At 69.5% G+C, this 18204-nt stretch carries 17 protein-coding genes and 1 pseudogene; 9 read left to right on the top strand and 9 right to left on the bottom strand.

Annotated features, from left to right (window positions below):
- Positions 1 to 561, bottom strand: a complete 561-nt coding sequence (locus ACFWBW_RS03350) for a sigma-70 family RNA polymerase sigma factor (RefSeq protein ID WP_385367890.1) — start codon at positions 559 to 561, stop codon at positions 1 to 3.
- Positions 562 to 929: 368 nt separating this feature from the next.
- Positions 930 to 1730: a LamG domain-containing protein gene (locus ACFWBW_RS03345; RefSeq protein ID WP_385367888.1), complete on the bottom strand. Its 801-nt coding sequence runs from the start codon at positions 1728 to 1730 to the stop codon at positions 930 to 932.
- A 302-nt stretch (positions 1731 to 2032) separates the two neighbouring features.
- Here ACFWBW_RS03345 and ACFWBW_RS03340 point away from each other — a divergent pair, with 302 nt between their 5' ends.
- The 6 genes from ACFWBW_RS03340 (at position 2033) to ACFWBW_RS03315 (ending at position 8001) form a co-directional block, all read left to right on the top strand.
- Positions 2033 to 2794 carry a DeoR/GlpR family DNA-binding transcription regulator gene (locus ACFWBW_RS03340; RefSeq protein WP_385367886.1) on the top strand — a complete coding sequence of 254 codons (762 nt, stop codon included), beginning with the start codon at positions 2033 to 2035 and terminating at the stop codon, positions 2792 to 2794.
- A 72-nt stretch (positions 2795 to 2866) separates the two neighbouring features.
- Complete coding sequence (locus ACFWBW_RS03335; protein ID WP_385367884.1) at positions 2867 to 4237, top strand: ABC transporter substrate-binding protein; 1371 nt, start codon at positions 2867 to 2869, stop codon at positions 4235 to 4237.
- Complete coding sequence (locus tag ACFWBW_RS03330; RefSeq protein WP_385367882.1) at positions 4234 to 5199, top strand: carbohydrate ABC transporter permease; 966 nt, start codon at positions 4234 to 4236, stop codon at positions 5197 to 5199. Before ACFWBW_RS03335 ends, ACFWBW_RS03330 begins: the two co-directional genes overlap by 4 nt.
- Positions 5196 to 6101 carry a carbohydrate ABC transporter permease gene (locus tag ACFWBW_RS03325; protein ID WP_385367880.1) on the top strand — a complete coding sequence of 302 codons (906 nt, stop codon included), beginning with the start codon at positions 5196 to 5198 and terminating at the stop codon, positions 6099 to 6101. Before ACFWBW_RS03330 ends, ACFWBW_RS03325 begins: the two co-directional genes overlap by 4 nt.
- Positions 6098 to 7090, top strand: coding sequence for a zinc-dependent alcohol dehydrogenase family protein (locus ACFWBW_RS03320; RefSeq protein WP_385367879.1), 993 nt, complete (start codon positions 6098 to 6100; stop codon positions 7088 to 7090). The genes ACFWBW_RS03325 and ACFWBW_RS03320 overlap by 4 nt, the downstream gene beginning before the upstream one ends.
- Positions 7087 to 8001, top strand: a complete 915-nt coding sequence (locus ACFWBW_RS03315) for a PfkB family carbohydrate kinase (RefSeq protein WP_385367877.1) — start codon at positions 7087 to 7089, stop codon at positions 7999 to 8001. The genes ACFWBW_RS03320 and ACFWBW_RS03315 overlap by 4 nt, the downstream gene beginning before the upstream one ends.
- On the opposite strand, the gene ACFWBW_RS03310 is transcribed toward ACFWBW_RS03315, so the two are convergent.
- Positions 7976 to 9055, bottom strand: coding sequence for a hydroxyneurosporene dehydrogenase (locus tag ACFWBW_RS03310; protein ID WP_385367875.1), 1080 nt, complete (start codon positions 9053 to 9055; stop codon positions 7976 to 7978). The genes ACFWBW_RS03315 and ACFWBW_RS03310 overlap by 26 nt on opposite strands.
- Positions 9056 to 9153: 98 nt before the next feature.
- Here ACFWBW_RS03310 and ACFWBW_RS03305 point away from each other — a divergent pair, with 98 nt between their 5' ends.
- Positions 9154 to 9837, top strand: coding sequence for a TetR/AcrR family transcriptional regulator (locus tag ACFWBW_RS03305; protein WP_385367873.1), 684 nt, complete (start codon positions 9154 to 9156; stop codon positions 9835 to 9837).
- A gap of 86 nt (positions 9838 to 9923) precedes the next feature.
- On the opposite strand, the gene ACFWBW_RS03300 is transcribed toward ACFWBW_RS03305, so the two are convergent.
- A complete protein-coding gene (locus tag ACFWBW_RS03300; RefSeq protein WP_385367871.1) occupies positions 9924 to 10859 on the bottom strand; it encodes an alpha/beta hydrolase in 936 nt (311 codons plus the stop codon).
- Positions 10860 to 10992: 133 nt separating this feature from the next.
- Positions 10993 to 12003, bottom strand: a complete 1011-nt coding sequence (locus ACFWBW_RS03295) for a zinc-binding dehydrogenase (protein WP_385367869.1) — start codon at positions 12001 to 12003, stop codon at positions 10993 to 10995.
- Positions 12004 to 12291: 288 nt separating this feature from the next.
- Between ACFWBW_RS03295 and ACFWBW_RS03290 the strand changes: the two genes are divergently transcribed.
- Together ACFWBW_RS03290 and ACFWBW_RS03285 are read left to right on the top strand one after the other, a co-directional pair.
- A complete protein-coding gene (locus ACFWBW_RS03290; RefSeq protein ID WP_385367867.1) occupies positions 12292 to 12825 on the top strand; it encodes a TetR/AcrR family transcriptional regulator C-terminal ligand-binding domain-containing protein in 534 nt (177 codons plus the stop codon).
- Between the two features lie 245 nt (positions 12826 to 13070).
- Positions 13071 to 13556, top strand: a complete 486-nt coding sequence (locus tag ACFWBW_RS03285; protein WP_385367865.1) for a hypothetical protein — start codon at positions 13071 to 13073, stop codon at positions 13554 to 13556.
- Between the two features lie 56 nt (positions 13557 to 13612).
- On the opposite strand, the gene paaK is transcribed toward ACFWBW_RS03285, so the two are convergent.
- The 4 genes and pseudogenes from paaK to ACFWBW_RS03265 form a co-directional block, all read right to left on the bottom strand.
- Positions 13613 to 14983 (bottom strand): phenylacetate--CoA ligase PaaK, encoded by a 1371-nt coding sequence (paaK, locus tag ACFWBW_RS03280; RefSeq protein ID WP_385367863.1) that lies wholly within the window; start codon positions 14981 to 14983, stop codon positions 13613 to 13615.
- Positions 14980 to 15192 (bottom strand): annotated as a pseudogene (locus ACFWBW_RS03275) (hotdog domain-containing protein); the annotation flags it as partial. The gene paaK and the pseudogene ACFWBW_RS03275, both read right to left, overlap by 4 nt.
- Before the next feature lie 50 nt (positions 15193 to 15242).
- Entirely contained in the window at positions 15243 to 16259 is a 1017-nt protein-coding gene (locus tag ACFWBW_RS03270) for a prolyl oligopeptidase family serine peptidase (protein ID WP_385367861.1), read from the bottom strand.
- A 183-nt stretch (positions 16260 to 16442) separates the two neighbouring features.
- Positions 16443 to 17774: an MFS transporter gene (locus ACFWBW_RS03265; protein ID WP_385367859.1), complete on the bottom strand. Its 1332-nt coding sequence runs from the start codon at positions 17772 to 17774 to the stop codon at positions 16443 to 16445.
- Between the last annotated feature and the right edge of the window lie 430 nt (positions 17775 to 18204).

Below are 18204 nucleotides of genomic sequence, written 5' to 3'. Positions count from 1 at the left end.
TCAGGCTGCGGCGAGGCCCCTGCTCTGCAGGGCCTCGCGCAGCGCCCGGGCAGCGTAGTGCGTCCGGGATTTGACCGTGCCGGGCGGCACGCCCAGGACCTGCGCGGTCTGGTTCACGCTGCGACCCATGTAGTGGACGTGCAGCAGCACTTCGCGCTGGAAGTGCGGGAGGTCCCGGAGGGCGTCCACGACCACCTGGGTGGTGAGCGCGAGGTCGACGCCGTCCCCGACCGGCAGGAAGGCCATGTCCGGGTCCTCGGCCTCCGGCGGGCGGGCCTGCCGGGCGCGGTGGCCGTCGATGACCAGGTTGCGCACGACCGTGAAGAGCCAGGGACGGACGCCTTCCGCGTGGTGGCCGAGAGCGCCGGCGTGCTGCCAGGCCCGGATCACCACTTCCTGGACCACGTCCTCCGCCCGGTGCCAGTCCCCGCCCAGCAGCCGGGCGGCGAAGCGGAGCAGTACGGCACCGTGCTGATCGTAGACGGCTCTCAGGAATTCCTCGGCCGTCCCCGTGGAATCGGCCTTCGTTTCCCAGTCTGCGGGCAGGAGAAAGTACGGCAAGGAGTTCCCTCCTCGATGTGTGAGAAATACGTGGATTCGGCGGCGCGGGGTAGCGCGGGTGAGCCTGCGTTCCGCCGGGGCGGAATTGCTTTTTCGGGCCGCAGAAATGTTGTACCTGCATTCGGGCATCGGACATACGTCCGTCACCGCCCGCTTCACGACCGAGTGAGTCTGTTTCGCTGGTGTTAAAAGGCCAGTTCAGCGCGGTACTGATGGCTTCGACATCGGGGCCGGCTGCCCGATCCGGGCCAGGCGCTGCCCGATCCGTCTCCGCCCGCTCGGTTCCGCCCCCGTCCGTTCGGGGTCCGATCGGTCGCGGGCGGTTCCGCGCAGGGGCGGCCGGGCCGTCGGCCGCCCCTGCGCGCCGCTCACTTGCTCGGGGCGGGCTCCTTCGCCGCCAGGGCGGCCGCCTCGGCCGCGGTCAGCGTCCGGCCGAAGAGGTGCACGTCCGCGATGGCACCGCTCCAGAAGTCGACCTCCTTGCCCTCGTACTTGCCCCGCCCGATCACCAGCGGGCCGGTGGCCCGCTCGGGGTTGCGCGCCTGGGCAGTGCCCATGAGCTTGCCGTTCACGTAGATGCTGAGCGTCCCGGACTGCTGGTCGTAGGTGCCCAGCAGGTGGTACCAGCGACCCGCCACGGGCTCCCCCATCTTGATCCCGACGGCCCGGGCGTTGGCGAAGGCGAACGCGAACCGCCTGTCGATGTCCTCGTACTGGAGGAAGAAGATGCTGTGCTGGTCCCCGTCCATGGAGACGGCTGCCCGGAAGCCCTTGTTCTCGATCCGGACCCGGGCGGCCACCGAGTAGTCGCTCTTGGAGGTGTCGATCAAGGGCGTCTCGACGATGGCGTGCCCGCTGGCGCCGTCCAACTTCAGGGCTCCGCCGTTGGGGCCCTTGGTACGCGCGACCGTGCCGCGCACCTGGGCGTGGTGGTCTGCGACTGCGTCCGCCACCGCCGGGCCCGACTTCTCGTGGGCCGGCCACCAGGCGAGTCCCTGGAGCTTGCTGCTGTCCACTTGCTTCACCGAGGGACCCTTGGCGGTCTGGGCCTTCTTGTCCGGGGCGGCCTTGGCGCTGCTGTCCGCGTCGAACCCCATACCGAAGACGACGAATGACAGGGCCGCCGCGAGTGCGACGATCAAGCCGACCAGTGACCATCTGCGCGTCATGTGTGCTCCAGGCTTTCGTAGGCGAGTGCGTGCGCGTCCTGCGGTGGACGGACGCGAGACGAAAGCGGTTCACGGCCGAACGGGCAGGGAACGGGCCGCGATCGGACGCAGACGGGCAGCCGGACCGGGCCGGGCAACAGCCGCAGCCCCGCCTGCCTGCGGAATCCGGTCCGCCGAACGGGCACAGACGGGCGCGATCGTGTCCGCAACCGCCCTGTTCAGCGACTCCCCCGCGCTTGTACAAACGACGCAGCAGCCCGAACGGGCAGCACAGCGCACCACTGCGGACAGGGAGGTGAATCGTGGACACAGAGGAACGCCGCCGGGAAATCCTCCGGCTCGTCCGGCGTACCGGATCCGTGGAAGTCGCCACCCTTGCCACGGACTTCCAAGTCGCCAAGGAAACCATCCGGCGCGATCTGCACGTATTGGAAGAACACGGAATGGTCCGCCGGACCCACGGCGGCGCCTATCCGGTGGAAAGCTCCGGATTCGAGACGACGCTCGCCGTCCGCACCACTCGGCATTTGCCGCAGAAGACCCGGATCGCCGCTGCCGCCGCCCGGCTGCTCGGCGACGCGGAGACCGTGTTCATCGACGAGGGATTCACCCCGCAACTGATCGCCGAGGCACTCCCCCAGGACCGGCAGCTCACCGTGGTCACGGCCTCCCTGTCCGTCGCCCACGTCCTGGCCGAGGCCCAGCGGGCCACCGTCCTGCTGCTCGGCGGCAGGCTGCGGGGCGGCACCATGGCGACCGTCGACCACTGGGCCACCCAGATGCTCGCCGGATTCGTCATCGACCTGGCGTACATCGGGGCCAACGGCATCTCCCGGGAGCACGGGCTCACCACCCCCGATCCCGCCGTGAGCGCCGTCAAGGCGCAGGCAGTGTCCGGGGCCCGGCGCCGGGTGTTCGCCGGGGTCCACAGCAAGTTCGGCGCCGTCAGCTTCTGCCGCTTCGCGGACGTGCGCGACGTCGAGGCCATCGTGACCGACACCGCCCTGCCACCCGCCGAGGCCCACCGCTACACCCTGCTCGGCCCGCAGGTCATCCGGGTGTGACCCGGATCCGCATTCCCCTCCCCCGCGTACCCGCACCCTCCCCGCCCCCGCACTCGAACTCCTGGAGATGCCATGCCCGTTCAGCGGAGACGACGTACCCTCGCCACCCGCTTCGGCGCCGCCGCGGCCACAGCGGCACTGTTCACCACCGGGGTCGCGTGCAGCGGGGCCGGTGGCAGCGGCGGCTCGCCCGGCAGCGCCACCCTCAACGTCCTCATGGTGAACAACCCGCAGATGATCGAGCTCCAGAAGCTGACGGCCGATCACTTCACCAAGGAGACCGGCATCAAGGTGAACTTCACCGTGCTGCCGGAGAACGACGTACGCGACAAGATCAGCCAGGACTTCTCCAACCAGGCCGGACAGTACGACGTAGCCACCATCAGCAACTACGAGGTGCCGATCTACGCGAAGAACGACTGGTTGCACGCCCTCGACGAGCAGGTGGCCAAGGACCCGGCCTTCGACCAGGACGACATCCTCGAACCCCTGCGCAAGTCCCTCACCGCTGCCGACGGAAAGCTCTACGCGGAGCCGTTCTACGGCGAGTCGTCCTTCCTCATGTACCGCAAGGACGTCTTCGCGGAGAAGGGCCTGACGATGCCCGAGCGCCCGACCTGGCAGCAGGTCGCCGACCTCGCCGCCAAGGCCGACGGGGCCCGCGCCGGCATGAAGGGGATCTGTCTGCGCGGACTGCCCGGCTGGGGTGAGGTGATGGCTCCGCTCACCACCGTCGTCAACACCATGGGCGGCACCTGGTTCACCAAGGACTGGCAGGCGCAGCTCACGGCGCCCGAGTTCAAGCAGGCCACCTCCTTCTACGTCGGCCTCCTGCGCGACCACGGCCAGGCAGGCGCCCCGCAGTCCGGCTACGCCGAGTGCCTGGGCAGCCTCACCCAGGGCAAGACGGCCATGTGGTACGACGCAACGGCCGCGGCGGGCTCGCTGGAAGCGGCCAACTCGCCGGTCAAGGGGAAGATCGGCTACGTACAGGCGCCCGTCGACAAGACCGAGAGCTCGGGCTGGCTCTACACCTGGGCGTTCGGCGTACAGAAGGCGTCCAAGAACGCGGACAACGCCTGGAAGTTCATCTCCTGGGCCTCGAGCAAGAAGTACGAGGAACTGGTCGGCGAGCAGATCGGCTGGGCCAACGTACCGGCGGGCAAGCGCGCCTCGACCTACGCCAACGCGCAGTACCTGAAGGAGTCCGGGGCCTTCTCCGCCGTCACCCTGGACGCCATCAAGGGCGCCCGGCCCGACAGCCCCGGGGTCCAGCCGCGACCCGCGCCCGGCATCCAGTTCGTCGGCATCCCCGAGTTCACCGATCTCGGCACGAAGGTCTCACAGGAGATCAGTGCCGCCATCGCCGGCCGCCAGTCGGTCGACGAGGCACTGAGCAAGTCGCAGGCCCTGGCCGAGAAGGTCGGAGAGGAGTACCGGTGACGCTCACTGTGAGTACGGCGGCACGGCCGGCCTCCTCACCGCCCCGAGCAGCCCGCGCGCGGCGCGGGGGCCCGCGGGCCTGGGCCACCCGCGCCCCGCTGCTGCCGGCGCTGGTCTTCCTGATCGCGGTCACCCAATTGCCCTTCGTGGCCACCCTGGTGATCTCGCTCTTCGACTGGAACTCGCTGGACCCGGACGCCCGCCACCTCGCCTGGTTCGAGAACTACGCCACGGTCGTCACGGATGCCGATATGCGCGCCTCCGTGTTCACCACCGCGCTGCTCACCACCACCGTGGTGCTCGCCTCCGTATTCCTGGGGCTGTTGCTGGCGCTGCTGCTGGACCGGAGCTTCCGCGGCCGGGGACTCGTACGGACCCTGCTGATCACCCCGTTCCTGCTGGTCCCGGTGTCGGCCGCGCTGCTGTGGAAGCACGCGCTCTACAACCCCGAGTACGGGCTCCTCAACGGGGCCTGGAGCTGGATCGCGGGGCTGTTCGGCGACGACACCCCCGCCCAGCCGGAGTGGATCTCCGACACCCCGCTGCTGGCGGTGGAGGCCGCGCTGATCTGGCAGTGGACCCCGTTCATGATGCTGATCCTGCTCGCCGGGCTGCAGAGCCGGTCACCCGAGATCATGGAGGCGGCAAAGCTGGACGGCGCGGGCCCCTGGCAGACGTTCCGCTACCTGACCCTGCCCCACCTGCGCCGGTACCTCGAACTCGGCATCCTGCTGGGCTCGATCTACATCGTGCAGAACTTCGACGCGGTCTTCACGATCACCTCCGGCGGGCTGGGTACCGCCAACCTCCCGTACACGATCTACCAGACCTTCTACCAGGCCCACGAATACGGTCTGGCCTCGGCGGCCGGGGTGGTCGTCGTGATCGGCACGATCGCGCTCGCGACCTTCGCGCTGCGCGTGGTCTCCTCGCTCTTCACGGAGGAGGTGGGCCGCGCATGACCACCACCACTGCCGTCAGCACGCTCGGCGCACCGGACCGCCGGGACGGTCAAGCCCGCCAGATCCGTCAAGCCCGTCAGGCCCGTCGGCGATCCACCGGACTCGGCCTGCTGGCCTGGCTCGCCGGCATCACGTTCGCCCTGCCCGTCGCCTGGATGGCGCTCACCTCGCTGCACTCCGAGCCGGACGCGGCGACCAACCCACCCTCCCTCACCGCCGCGCTCACCCTCGACGGCTACCGGGCGTTCTTCGACTCCGGCGGCGGGACCGGCCCCTGGCCCGCGCTGATCAATTCGGCCACGGCGAGCCTGGTGTCCACGCTGCTCGTGCTGTGCCTGGCCCTGCCGGCCGCGTACGCCCTGTCCATCCGTCCGGTCCGCAAGTGGACCGATGTCATGTTCTTCTTCCTGTCCACCAAGATGCTGCCCGTCGTGGCGGGTCTGCTGCCGATCTACCTCTTCGCCAAGAACGCCGGTCTGCTGGACAACATCTGGCTGCTCGTCATCCTCTACACCTCGATGAACCTGCCGATCGCGGTGTGGATGCTCCAGTCGTTCCTCGCCGACGTGCCCGCCTCCATCATCGAGGCGGCCCAGGTGGACGGGGCCGGCCTGCCGACGGTGCTCACGCGCATCGTCGCACCCATCGCGGGGCCCGGCATCGCCGCCACTGCGCTGATCTGCTTCATCTTCAGCTGGAACGAAATGCTCTTCGCGCGGGTCCTCACCGGCGTGACCGCGCAAACGGCCCCCGTGTTCCTCACCGGATTCGTCACCAGCCAGGGCCTCTTCCTCGCCCAGCTGTGCGCCGCGTCCGTCGTCGTGTCCCTGCCGGTGCTCGCCGCCGGCTTCGCCGCCCAGGACAAGCTCGTCCAGGGCCTCTCCCTTGGAGCCGTCAAATGAGGGCTGCGCTCATCGAGGCGCCCGGCAAGGTCGTCTTCACCACCGTGCCCGACCCGGCACCGGGACCGCGCGATGTGGTGGTCGCCGTCGCGGCCTGCGGACTGTGCGGTACCGATCTGCACATCCTGCAGGGTGAGTTCGCACCGAAGCTGCCGATCGTTCCCGGTCACGAGTTCGCGGGCGTGATCGTGGAGACCGGCAAGGACGTCACTGAGTTCGCAGTCGGCAACCGGGTCGCAGTGGACCCCTCGCTGTACTGCCACGAGTGCCGCTACTGCCGCGCCGGGCGCGGCAACCTGTGCGACCGGTGGAACGCGATCGGCGTCTCGGTTCCGGGCGGGGCCGCCGAGTACGCGGTCGCGCCCGCGGCCAACTGCGTACGGCTGCCCGACCACGTCGACGTCCGGGACGCCGCCCTCATCGAGCCGCTGTCCTGCGCCGTACGCGGCTACGACGTCCTCAGCAACAGCACGCTCGGTGCGCAGGTGCTCATCTATGGTTCCGGCACCATGGGCCTGATCATGCTCGAGCTGGCCAAGCGCACCGGCGCCGCCGGCGTCGACATCCTCGACGTCAACCCCGAACGGCTCAGCACGGCACGAACGTTGGGGGTTTCAGGCGCCGCCGCGCACGCCGATGAGTTCGACCGGCCGGAGGGGTGGGAGTTCGTCATCGACGCCACCGGCAACGCCGCCGCCATCCAGGACGGGCTCGGCCGCGTGGCCAAGGGCGGCACTTTCCTTCAGTTCGGGGTGGCCGACTACGCGACCACAGCGATCATCGAGCCGTACCGCATTTACAACCAGGAGATCACCATCACCGGTTCGATGGCGGTCCTGCACAGCTTCGAGCGGGCCGCCGCGCTCTTCGCCTCCGGCGTGCTCGATCCGTCCGTCTTCATCAGCGACCGACTGCCGCTGGCGGACTATCCGCACGCCCTGGAACGCTTCCAGGCGGGCCAGGGACGCAAGATCGTGGTCGAGCCGTGACGACCCACCCGGATCCGCGGGTGCTGGTGGTGGGCGAGGCCCTGATCGACCTGATCCCGGCCCAGGACGGCTCGCTCACCCCGTCCCCGGGCGGCGCCCCCGCGAACGTCGCGGCCGGCGTCTCCCGGCTCGGTACCGGGGCGGCCTTCGCGGGAACCCTGAGCACCGACGCCCTCGGCAGCCTCCTGAGGCGGCGGATGGCGGACGCGGGCGTCGATCTCTCCCTCTGCGGGGAATCGGATGCCCCCACCGCGCTCGCGGTGGCGAGCCCCCAGCCCCACGGCACCCGCTACGACTTCCACCACCACGACACGGCCACGTTCCGGCTGGCCCCGCACACCGGCGGGCTGGACGGCTTCGGCGCCGTGTACGTCGGCGGCCTGGCCGCCGTCGTACACCCGGCGGCCGGTGCGGTGCTCGCCACCGCCCGGGCCGCCGCACGGGAGACCGTACTGGCCGTGGACCCCAATGTCCGTGAGGACAGATCCCTCGACCCGAAGGAGGCCCTGCATCAGCTACGGGAACTGATCTCGCTCGCACATCTGGTCAAGGCCAGTGACGAGGACGCCTCCCAGTTGTGGCCGGACGAATCCCCCACCGCCGCCTGCCGGAGGCTCGCGGCCGAAGGCCGGCTGGTCGTCCTCACCCTCGGCGCGCGCGGCAGTATGGCCTTCCTTCCCGACAGCGCCCCTATCCGGGTACCCGCGGTACCAGTCGCCGTCGTCGACACCATCGGCGCGGGCGACGCCTTCATGGCGGCCCTGCTCGCCGGACTCACCGGGCTCGACCGCCGTCCGGTGGACCTGGCCCCGCCCTCGGTAGTGGAACTGCTGCACCGTGCGGCGATGGCGGCGGCCGTGGTGTGCGGTCGAACAGGAGCGGCCCTTATCGGGCCTTGCCGAAGTACATGAGCTCCCACAGGGCGTCGTCGGTGTGGCGTTCCGCGAGGCGCCCGCCCTCGTGGCGTTCGATCTCGAGTCGGCCGGTGAAGCGCAGGTACGCGCCGTCGAACCCGGCCAGCTTCGCGGCGGCCTTCTTCGGGCCCCTGAGGCTGTCGATGAACTTCGTCGCGGCCAGGTCTTCGTGACGGGTGTAGGTGATGACGTAGCGCTCGTCCCCGTCCGTGTACGTGTAGCGGGTGACGTTGCCGACCGGCTTGCCGGTTGCGGCGTCGGTGTAACGGCCGAGGACCTCGAAGGCCACCTTCGTGTCGTCGTCGGCGATGATCCGTCCATCCCGGGCGAGCATGAATACGGGCAGGTCCGCGTACCCGTACGGCTTCTCAGCGGTGATGTAGGAGGAGATGACGGAGTACGGGCCGGCGGCGCCGCGCGCCCAGTACCAGTGGTGCATCAGCTTGAGCATGGGCGCGTTGCCCCAATTGTGGTCGTGGTAGCCGACCCCGGCGCTGTTTCCGGACACCGCCCCGGACCGGTAGGAGGCCTGTACGGCGCCCTGAGGGACGGCGGGGAGCCAGGCGAAGTGGTGTTCGTCGTGCGCGCCGAAGAGGAAGTGGCCGGTCCCGGGCCGCCAGGCGGGGACCTGGCCGGTCAGGGCGATGTCGACCTCGGTGTCCTCGATGCGGGCGCGGATCGTGTAGGTGTGCAGGTCGCCGGCGAAGACGTTGCCGTCGCCGATCCGTACGTCGCAGGCCTCCGTCGAGGCGCTGAAGAGGGCCGGGTCGAAGTCGGCGAGCCTCTCCACGGTGGTCCCGTCGGGCAGGGTCAGATCGATGCGGATCATGGGGGCGAGCGGACGGCTGATGTCGGTGAACTCCTTGGTGAGGAACACGACCACCAGCTTCGCCCCGTCCTCCAGGTGTGCGTCGAAGTACCACCACTCGTACGTACCGGGCGAGCCGTCGGTGCGCATGCCGTCCTCCCGGACCTTGATCGCACCGGGTTCGAGCCCGAGGCGTTCGTAGTCCTGCGGGGACGAGCCGAGCCGTGCCGTGAGTGTCGCCATCGTGATCACCTCATTTAATTGCCACCTGGTTATTTATGAGTCCAGAATGGGCCTTGTGTCCGATTTCCGCAAGTTCGGCAGGGGTAAGATCGGCTTCCGTGGCCGCCCTCGCGGCCGAGCGGGGAGGCACAGTGGAGACGGGGCAACGAGGCCGTGGCAGGCCACGCACCGGCGACGAAGTAACTGATGCGCGTCTCCTGGAGGGCGCGCTGGCCGCGTTCGCCGAGCACGGCTACGAGGGCACCTCGATCCGCGACATCGCCCGTCGCCTCGGCGTCAGCCACACCCTGCTCACAGCGCGGTTCGGGCCCAAGGAAGGCCTGTGGTTCGCGGCCATGGAGCACACCCTGACCGAAGCCGAAGGCAGCTGGCGCACCGCGACCGCCGACCCCGGGGGCGACGACCTGTCCGCCTTGCGCCACGGCATCGTCGAGCAGATCCTCTTCGCGGCCGCCCACCCCGAGGTGCTGCGGATCATGACCCACGAAGGCGCCATCGACAGCCCCCGCATCCGCTTCGTCGTCGAGCGGTTCATCGCCCCGCTCCGCCCGCTCGTCGAAACCCGACTGGGCCGCCTCGTCGCCGCCGGGCAACTGCGCGACGTCCCGTACGCGACCCTGCACTACCTCGTCACCCACGGCGCGGGGGCCCTCTTCGCCAACCCTGTCGAAGCCGCCCTTCTCGGGAGCCCGCCCCTAAGCGACGACGCCGCCCTGCGCGCACACGCAGAGGTGGTGGCCGACCTCCTGATCACCGGCCTCACGAACCCTCAGGACGGGTGACCGGGGCCCACCCGACCGGCCGGCACCCCTTGTCATCACGGGTCGCGGTGTTCTCCTCCGGAGACCTCCTTGAGTCCTGCGGCGATTCAGGCAAGCCGGCTCTTGAGCTGGGCATACAGCTCAGTGACGGCCGCGTCTGCTGCCGGGGAGACGCGGAAGAGGTGCAGGAAGGCGTGGATCAGGCCGTCGTACGTGCGGGCGAAGACGTCCACCCCCGCTTGGGTGAGGGCTGCTGCGTAGGCATTGCCCTCGTCGCGCAGGGGGTCGTACTGGGCGGTGCCGATGACCGCGGGGGCGAGGCCGGCGAGGGTGTCCGCGCGCAGCGGGGAGACGGAGGCCGAGGCACGCACGGCGGGATCGTCGCCCGCGTAGAGGTGTTGCAGGTCGAGTACGTCCTGGTGGCGCAGGAGGTATCCGGTGGCGTTCTGGGTGCGGGAGGGGTAGTCGCCGTCGAAGTCGGTGGCGGGGTAGGCGAGGAGTTGGGCTGCCAGTGGCCGGTGTTCGTCGCGGAAGGCGAGGGCGACGGCGGCGGCCAGGTTTCCGCCGGCGCTGTCTCCGGCCAGGGCGATGCGGTCGGGGCGGGCGCCGTAGTCGTCGATGTGGTCGGCGATGTAGCGGGCCGCGGCGAGGCAGTCGTCGTAGGCGGCCGGGAAGGGGTGTTCGGGGGCCAGGCGGTAGTCGACGGCGACGACCACGGCCTCCACGTCGCGGCACAGCCGGCGGGTGACGTCGTCGTGCGTGTCGAGGTCGCCGGTGATCCAGCCGCCGCCGTGGAAGAACACCACCGTGGGCATGGGGCCGTCTGCCGCCGGCCGGTAGACGCGAACGGGGATGGTCCCGGCGGGGCCGGGGACGGTGGTGTCCTCCACCGAGCCGACCGTGATCGGTTCCGGCGCGGTGATGCCGGCGTCCTGCTGTCGGTTCGCCTCGCGCAGCACAGCGGGGTCGGTGTCGAGGATGCGGGGGGCGGGTTGGGCGTTGAGCTGGTCGAGCAGGGCGGCGAGGGACGGGTCCACAGGCATGGAGGGGGCCTTTCGTGTGGGGCAGGGGCAGCCCGGTGGGGGGTGGTTCTTGCGGGGCACGTCGTCCCCCCTTACGAGCATCGCTCGGTCGGGGTGCGCGTGCCGTGATGGGCGACGCGGGTGGGGAACGGGGTCATGGGCGCAGGACGAGGCGGACGGGATCGCCTTCCCTGGTGCGCAGGCTGTCGACGGCCTTGGTCGCGTCGGAGAGCAGGAGTACATCGGTTATGGAGCGCGAGAGGTCGAGTCGGCCGCCTTCGGCCAGGGCTGTCAGCTGTGCCACTGCATCCTCCGCGGATCCGTAGTGGCCGAGGATCTGGTGCTGGAGGTAGCTGAAGAGTGTGCCGTCGGTGACGGTCAGCGGCTGGTCGGTGAGGCCGATCAGGACCAGGCGTCCCTTCGGCCCGAGCACGCCCAGGGCCTGCTCCCGCACCGCGGCGACTCCGGCGAAGTCGAATGCCGCCTCCAGTGCGCGGCCGCCGGTGGCGGCCAGGATCCGGTCGCGCAGGCCGGGGTCGGCCGGGTCCAGCGCCAGGTCGGCGCCGAAGTCGAGTGCTCGCCGGCGGGCGGCCGGGGCGGGGTCCACAGCAATGATCGGATAGGCGCCGATGGCGCGCAGCAGCTGCACGGCGTGCACGCCGAGACCGCCGATGCCCCACACGCCGACGGCCTGGGCGGGGCGTATGTCCGCGGTCGTGGTGATGGCTCCCCAGGGGGTGGAGACCGCGTCCGGGATGATCGCGCCCTGCTCGAAGGGGATCGACTCGGGCAAGGCGACGAGGGTGTCCGCGGTGGCGAGTGCGTACCCGGCCCAGCCGCCGTCGTAGTCGACGCCACGATTCAGGACCCGGCCGTCGCGCACCTCGCCGGCCTGCAGGACGACCCGCCGCCCGGCAGTCCAGCCGGTCACGTCCGGTCCGCACTCGGCGATGGTGCCGGAGACCTCGTGGCCCAGGGTGACGGTGTCCCTCTGCAGGTGGACGGGGGTGAGGGTGCCGTCGATGAGGTGCACGTCGGACAGGCACACGCCCGCGGCCTCCACCTTGACCAGCACCTGTCCGGGGCCGGGGGCGGGAACGGGGACCTCCTCGACGGTCAGGGTGCGCGAGGGGATGTGCAGGCGCGCGGCTTGCATGAGTTGCATTGCGGGTGATCCATTCCGGTCTGTGGCGGGGCCGACCCGGGGCAGGTGAGGCGGTCGGAAGGCCTGGCGGGCTGCGGGGTCAGTCCCGGCGCGGTCCGCCCCGATGGGGTCCGCCCCGGTGGGCTGCCATGAGGACGAACCCCCGAGCTAACGCAAGTCGACTTGCTTTCCAACGTACGCCGCCTCGTTTCGTATCGCAAGAGAACTTGCGATAACGTGGGATGGATGACGAGCGGCGAGGCGCCAGGCGGGCAGGAGGCGCCGCCACTGAGGCGGCGTGGGGAACGGATGCGGCAGGCCGTCCTGGCCACCACTGTCGACCTGCTCACCTCTCAGGGGCTGCCCGCCACCACGGTCGGCTCCGTCGCCCGCGCGGCAGGCGTCCACGAGACCTCCGTGTACCGCCGCTGGAAGACCCGCGAGAACCTCATCTTCGACGCGCTCGCCACGCACACTGAGCAGGCCCTGCCCACGCCCGACACCGGGGCGGTCCGCGAGGACCTGTGCGAGCTGTTCACGGCACTGACCCGCTTCCTGGCCACACCCGTCGGCACCACGCTGCTCCTCCTGGGAACGATCCGCGAGGAAGGCGCCCTGGAAGAGGGACGGCGCGCGTACTGGCAGGCCCGCTTGGAACGCGCCGAAGTCCTCGTCCAGCGCGGCATCGACCGCGGCGAACTGGCCGCCGACACCGACCCGCACCTGCTCGTGGAAGCCATCACAGGCCCCCTCTTCGCCAGAGTCCTCCTCACCGGTGAACCAGTCGAAGAAGCCCTGGCGCCACGCCTGGTCGACCTCATCCTGAACAGCTCCCACGCCTGAGCACCCCACGCGGCCACCCAGAGCCGGGCGACCCGCCGGCAGCAACCGCTCATGCGTCAGGCGGCGGCGAGAACAGGGACTACCGCCTCGTCGGCGGCGCCGTTCCATGGTCCGGAGCTCAGCGCCTGGGAGCGTGGGGGCGGTCGACCCGGTGGGTCAGAGCCAGACTCCCTCCCCCGGACGGGGGAGGGAGTCGGTACGAGCGGAGGAGGTGGCCCGGCCGCTGCTCACCGCAGGATGAACCCATGCCCCGATCCCCCAAGAAGCACCTGGCCGCAGCCCTCACCGCCTGCCTCGGCGCCCTCGCCTACACCGTCAGCAAGGTGGACCTCGCGAGGGAGGGCGAGCTGGGCATGCCGGGTTTCCCCGCGCCGACTGAGGCCTACGCCGCCGTCGCCAACGTCGAGACCGCCCAACTGGCCAACGCGGCCCTCGGCCTGCTGATGGCCGTCGTTGCGCTGCTCCTCATCCGCCTGCCGGGGACCCCGCTGGTCCGCTGGCCGGCGCTCGTCGCCTCCTGGGCGGGCATCGCGATGGTGGGAGCGGGCGTCCTCGGCTTCGGCGCCCGCGCGGCAGGCCTGGCACCGAGCCTGGGCGCCACCCCTCCCCACATGCCCACCGCGCTCGCGGCACTGCTTGTCGGAGCCGTGTGGGTGACGGCCTGGACCATCGCCACGCTCGCCGCCACGCGCAGCAGCCGCAGGCGGCGCGCCGCCGGCGCCAATCCGTGAGGCTCAGAGTCACCAGTCGGCGCAACGGGGTTGGCAGCGGACCATCAACTGCGGAACTACAACGGCACCGTTGACCCTGGTCCCTGCTCGCGGGAGTCGACCAGGCGGCGCAGTTTGCCGACCGAGCGTGCGAGCGTTTCCGGGTCGGCGATGTCGACGGTGACCGAGACCCCGACGCCGTCCTTGACCTCCTTGGCGAGGATGCCCGCGGCGGTGGCGCGTTCGTCCGGCGTCGCGTCCGGCCGCGCCTCGACACGGACGGTCAGGTGATCCATGCGGCCGCGCCGGGTCAGTTCCAGCTGGAAGTGCGGGGACAGGGAGGGGATGCGCAGGACGATTTCCTCGATCTGGGTGGGGAAGACGTTGACTCCGCGCAGGATGATCATGTCGTCGCAGCGGCCGGTGACCTTCTCCATCCGCCGGAAGGCGGGCCTGGCCGTGCCGGGCAGCAGGCGGGTGAGGTCGCGGGTGCGGTAGCGGATGATGGGCATGGCTTCCTTGGTCAGCGAGGTGAAGGCGAGTTCTCCGCTTTCGCCGTCGGGCAGGACCTCGTCCGAGAGTGGGTCGAGCACCTCGGGATAGAAGTGGTCTTCCCAGATGTGCAGTCCGTCCTTGGTCTCGACGCATTCGCCGGCGACGCCGGGGCCGATGACTTCGGACAGGCCGTAGATGTCGACGGCGTGGATGTCGAGGCGTTCCTCGATCTCGGAGCGCATCTGCTCGGTCCAGGGTTCCGCGCCGAAGATGCCGATCTCCAGCGAGGTGGTGCGGGGGTCCACGCCTTGGCGTTCGAACTCGTCGAGGAGGGCCAGCATGTAGGAGGGGGTGACCATGATGATTCTCGGCTTGAAATCCTGGATGATCTGGACCTGTCGGGCCGTCATGCCACCGGAGGCCGGAATGACCGTGCAGCCGGCGCGTTCGGCTCCGTAGTGGGCGCCGAGTCCGCCGGTGAACAGGCCGTATCCGAAGGCGTTGTGCAGGATGTCGCCGGGTCGGCCGCCTGCGGCGCGGATGCAGCGGGCCACGACGTCGGCCCACATCGAAAGGTCCTGCTCGGTGTAGCCGACCACGGTAGGGCGGCCGGTGGTGCCGCTGGAGGCGTGGATGCGACGGACATCGGACGGCGGGACGGCGAACATGCCGAACGGGTAGCTGTCGCGCAGGTCGGCCTTGGTGGTGAACGGGAATCGGGCCAGGTCCGCGAGGGTGCGGCAGTCTGCCGGTGTGACGCCGGCCTGGTCAAACTTGCGGCGGTAGAGCTCAACGTTCTGGTAAGCGTGCTTGAGGGTGCCTTGCAGGCGTGCGAGCTGTACGGTCCTCAGCTCTTCGGGAGTCATCCGTTCCGCGGCGTCCAGCAGACCGGAAGGGGGCGTCTCACCGAGTCGGCGCGGCGGGCCGTCCGGGTATGTCGTGTTGCTGCTCATGGCTTCTCCTTGGCAGGCCAGAGGGTGCGACTCCGGCCGCGGAACTCCGCGATCACCTCGTTGCCGCGCTGGATGGTGACGTCGTAGATGCCGCTGCGCCCGCAACGGGTGCGTTCTTGCACGGTCGCCACCAGCAGGTCGCCCTGGCGGGCCGGGGCGACGAAGGTGATGTCCGCCTCTGCGGCCACGGCTACGGGGCCGTGGGCGTGGCCGCAGGTCGGAACGCGAATAGGGGGTCGGGCCTGGGCCTGTCAGGGCTTCACAACTGCCAGTCGAGGAACGTCGTGACCCGGTTCATGACCTGGGTCGTGGTCCACATGGGAGCGCTGGTGTCCCCGTCCGGCACGAGGCTGCCGTGACCGGCGTCCTTGACGACGAAGCGTGTGCTCGGGACGCCCTTTCTGAGCAGCGCGTCGTGGAGGATCAGCGTCTGGCTCGGGGATACCACGCGGTCCTGGGTGCCGTGGAAGTGGACGAACGGCGGATCGGTGCGGTCGATGTAGGTGACCGGGTTGGCAGCGGCGACTGCTGTGGGCACGTCCAGCAGTCGAGCCTGGTGGTTGGGGCCCAGGACGTACTTGACCAGGGGGCTGTCGACGGAGTTCTCGAAGTAGCCGCGGGTCGCGGAGTCGAAGTCGGCCGCGAACTTGGAGAGGTCGGAGGCCCCGAACAGGTCGACCACGGCCTGGACGCGGCTGCTCTGGTTCGGGTTCTCGCCCTGGTCGAACTTCTGGACTCCGCCGGTGGTCCCGACCATGGAAGCCAGGTATCCGCCGGCGGACTCGCCGTAGACCGCGACTTGGCGGGAGTCGATGCCGAACTCGGCGGCATGGGCCCGCAGGTACCGGATCGCGGCCTTGACGTCCGCGACCCCGTCGACGTAGGTCGCCCCGTCGAGGATGGTGCGGTACTCGACGGACGCCACCACGTACCCCTGCTCGGCGATGTGGGTTCGCTTGTCGAGGGACTGGGACTTGTCGGCGGTGACGAATCCGCCGCCGGGGACGTACACGACGAGCGGCTTGAGGCCCCCGGTCGTCGGGGACTGCACATCGAGTTTCAGTCCGCGCAGTTGTCCGCCGACGCTCTGGCCCGTTCCGTAGGTGACGTCGGTCCGGAGCGTCAGGGCCCTCGCTCCGCACTGCATCTGCGGGTCGGTCGCCCGGGGGGCGATGAGCACGCTCGTGCGCATGTCGCCGGCCGCCACGGTGGCGGCGAAGGGAACTCCGGCGCTGAACGGCGGGAGTGATCCGCAGCCGGTCAGCGGTGCAGCCATTGCACTCCCCTGCGTCATGGCCATGGCCGCCCCTGGAGCGCCTACCACCAGCGCCAGTCCGCACATGGCCGCGCCTACGAGCATGCTCCTCGAGCTGAAAGTCATGATCTTCCTTCGGATCGTTGCGGGATGAGGCAAGCAGCCGCTCTTCGGCCGGCCTCACGGGGAAGGCCGTGCGGGCTGTTACAGCCCGCCGGGGTCGGTGCTGACCGCAGGGCGGCCGCTCATTCCACGCGTCACGAGCCATACGCAGCCGAGGCTGACGAGGGTGACGGCCGTCAGGTAGATGCTGATCGGGGTGGTTGAGCCCCAGCTCGTGTAGAGGGCGGTTGCGACGGTGGGGGCGATACCGCCTCCCAGGACCGATCCGAGCTGGTAGCCGAGGGAGGCGCCGCTGTAGCGGACCTCTGCCTTGAACAGCCCGGAGAACAGTGCCGCGATCGGGCCGTAGACGATGCCCATGAACACCGCGGTCACGAGCAGGGCGATCAGGATGAGTGCCGGGGTCGCGGTGTTGATCAGCGGGAACAGGATCGCGGCACAGACGGCCAGACCGACCGATCCGACGGTAAGGACTCCGCGCTTGCCGCGCCGGTCCGACAGTGCCGACGCCCAGGGGATGACCGCGAGCCACACCAGGGACGCGATCAAGGTGAAGGTGAGGATGAGGTTCCTACTCAAACCCAGTACCGCGGTCGTGTAGGACAGCAGGTAACTCATGAAGATGTAGCCCACCGCATTGATGCCGATGAACGCGCCGGCAGAAAGGGCGACCTCCTTCCAGTTCTCGCGCAGTACGGCGATAATCGGAAGACGCTGCTCGGATCCGGCATTCTTGACCGATTCGAATTCCGGGCTCTCCGTCACCGTGAATCGAATGATGAGACCGGCGATGATCAGAACAGAACTGGCCAGGAACGGTACCCGCCAGCCCCACTCCATGAATTCCGCCTTGCTGAGATTTGTGGTCAGCCCCAGAAAGACCAGGTTCGCGATGATCAGCCCGCCCGGAACGCCCATTTGCGGGAAACTCCCGTAGAAGGATTTCCTGCGCTCGGGAGCGTGCTCGACGGCCATGAGGACCGCGCCGCCCCATTCGCCGCCGACTCCGATTCCCTGGATGAACCGCAAGGTCACCAGGAGGATCGGCGCCCAGACGCCCGCCGTCTCGTAGGTGGGCAGCAACCCGATGCCGACGGTCGCTAGCCCCATGGTCAGCAGGGAGATGAGCAGCATGGATCGACGGCCGACCCGGTCTCCGAAGTGACCCATGACGATGCCGCCGAGCGGCCGGGCCGCGAAGCCCACGGAGTAGGTGGCGAACGCCGCCAGGGTGCCCGCGGCCGGGGAAACCGTGGGAAAGAAGAGCGGCCCGAAAACGACGGCCGCAGCCATCCCGTAGATGAAGTAGTCGTACCACTCGATAGCGGTTCCGACGAAGCTCGCTGCTGCCACACGAAGCGGGTTTATCCCTCGCGAGGCCGCTCTTTCACTCAACTCCTGATTGATGGCCATTTCTCTCCAGACGGGATGGCTTGCGCCGGGGAACGGAGTCTGCCGAATGCGCGACGGGCAGGCCTTTGTGAGGCGGGTCCGCCACTGTCGCAGATCACTGCGGGCTTGGTGGCCGATAGCCACCATGACACCGACCGAACGATTGGTCGTCTCGTGTTTGGCCAGTAAAGGTAGCCGTGCAACCACTGTCAAGGAGTTGAACCGAGTGGATATCCAGGTGCCGGAGTGTCGGATTTGCGGGATTTCTCGCACGCTCCGCCGAGATGTTCCAGCCAAGTGCTCGCGGCACGGTCACCCACGTCGACACACGGACACCGAGGGGCATCGCGACCGCTTACGCGAGGGGTGGTCGCAGATGAACCCGCATGCTAGCGTGCGCCGAAATGGAGCGATGATCTCCATTTACTTGAGTCCCGCGCGGGCCTCGAGT

It is taken from the genome of Streptomyces sp. NPDC059957 (assembly GCF_042730015.1).
Classification (GTDB): domain Bacteria; phylum Actinomycetota; class Actinomycetes; order Streptomycetales; family Streptomycetaceae; genus Streptomyces.
Note: the sequence above shows the minus strand (reverse complement) of the source record. Positions and strands in the feature narration are given on the sequence as shown.

Excerpts from the sequence above, each read along its gene's own strand:
- ACFWBW_RS03345 (WP_385367888.1), bottom strand. The coding sequence starts at position 1,730 with ATGACGCGCAGATGGTCACTGGTCGGCTTGATCGTCGCACTCGCGGCG.
- ACFWBW_RS03325 (WP_385367880.1), top strand. The coding sequence starts at position 5,196 with ATGACCACCACCACTGCCGTCAGCACGCTCGGCGCACCGGACCGCCGG.
- ACFWBW_RS03320 (WP_385367879.1), top strand. The coding sequence starts at position 6,098 with ATGAGGGCTGCGCTCATCGAGGCGCCCGGCAAGGTCGTCTTCACCACC.
- ACFWBW_RS03290 (WP_385367867.1), top strand. The coding sequence starts at position 12,292 with ATGCGGCAGGCCGTCCTGGCCACCACTGTCGACCTGCTCACCTCTCAG.
- ACFWBW_RS03300 (WP_385367871.1), bottom strand. The coding sequence starts at position 10,859 with ATGCCTGTGGACCCGTCCCTCGCCGCCCTGCTCGACCAGCTCAACGCC.
- paaK (WP_385367863.1), bottom strand. The coding sequence starts at position 14,983 with ATGAGCAGCAACACGACATACCCGGACGGCCCGCCGCGCCGACTCGGT.
- ACFWBW_RS03295 (WP_385367869.1), bottom strand. The coding sequence starts at position 12,003 with ATGCAACTCATGCAAGCCGCGCGCCTGCACATCCCCTCGCGCACCCTG.
- ACFWBW_RS03335 (WP_385367884.1), top strand. The coding sequence starts at position 2,867 with ATGCCCGTTCAGCGGAGACGACGTACCCTCGCCACCCGCTTCGGCGCC.
- ACFWBW_RS03270 (WP_385367861.1), bottom strand. The coding sequence starts at position 16,259 with ATGGCTGCACCGCTGACCGGCTGCGGATCACTCCCGCCGTTCAGCGCC.
- ACFWBW_RS03265 (WP_385367859.1), bottom strand. The coding sequence starts at position 17,774 with ATGGCCATCAATCAGGAGTTGAGTGAAAGAGCGGCCTCGCGAGGGATA.
- ACFWBW_RS03285 (WP_385367865.1), top strand. The coding sequence starts at position 13,071 with ATGCCCCGATCCCCCAAGAAGCACCTGGCCGCAGCCCTCACCGCCTGC.
- ACFWBW_RS03310 (WP_385367875.1), bottom strand. The coding sequence starts at position 9,055 with ATGGCGACACTCACGGCACGGCTCGGCTCGTCCCCGCAGGACTACGAA.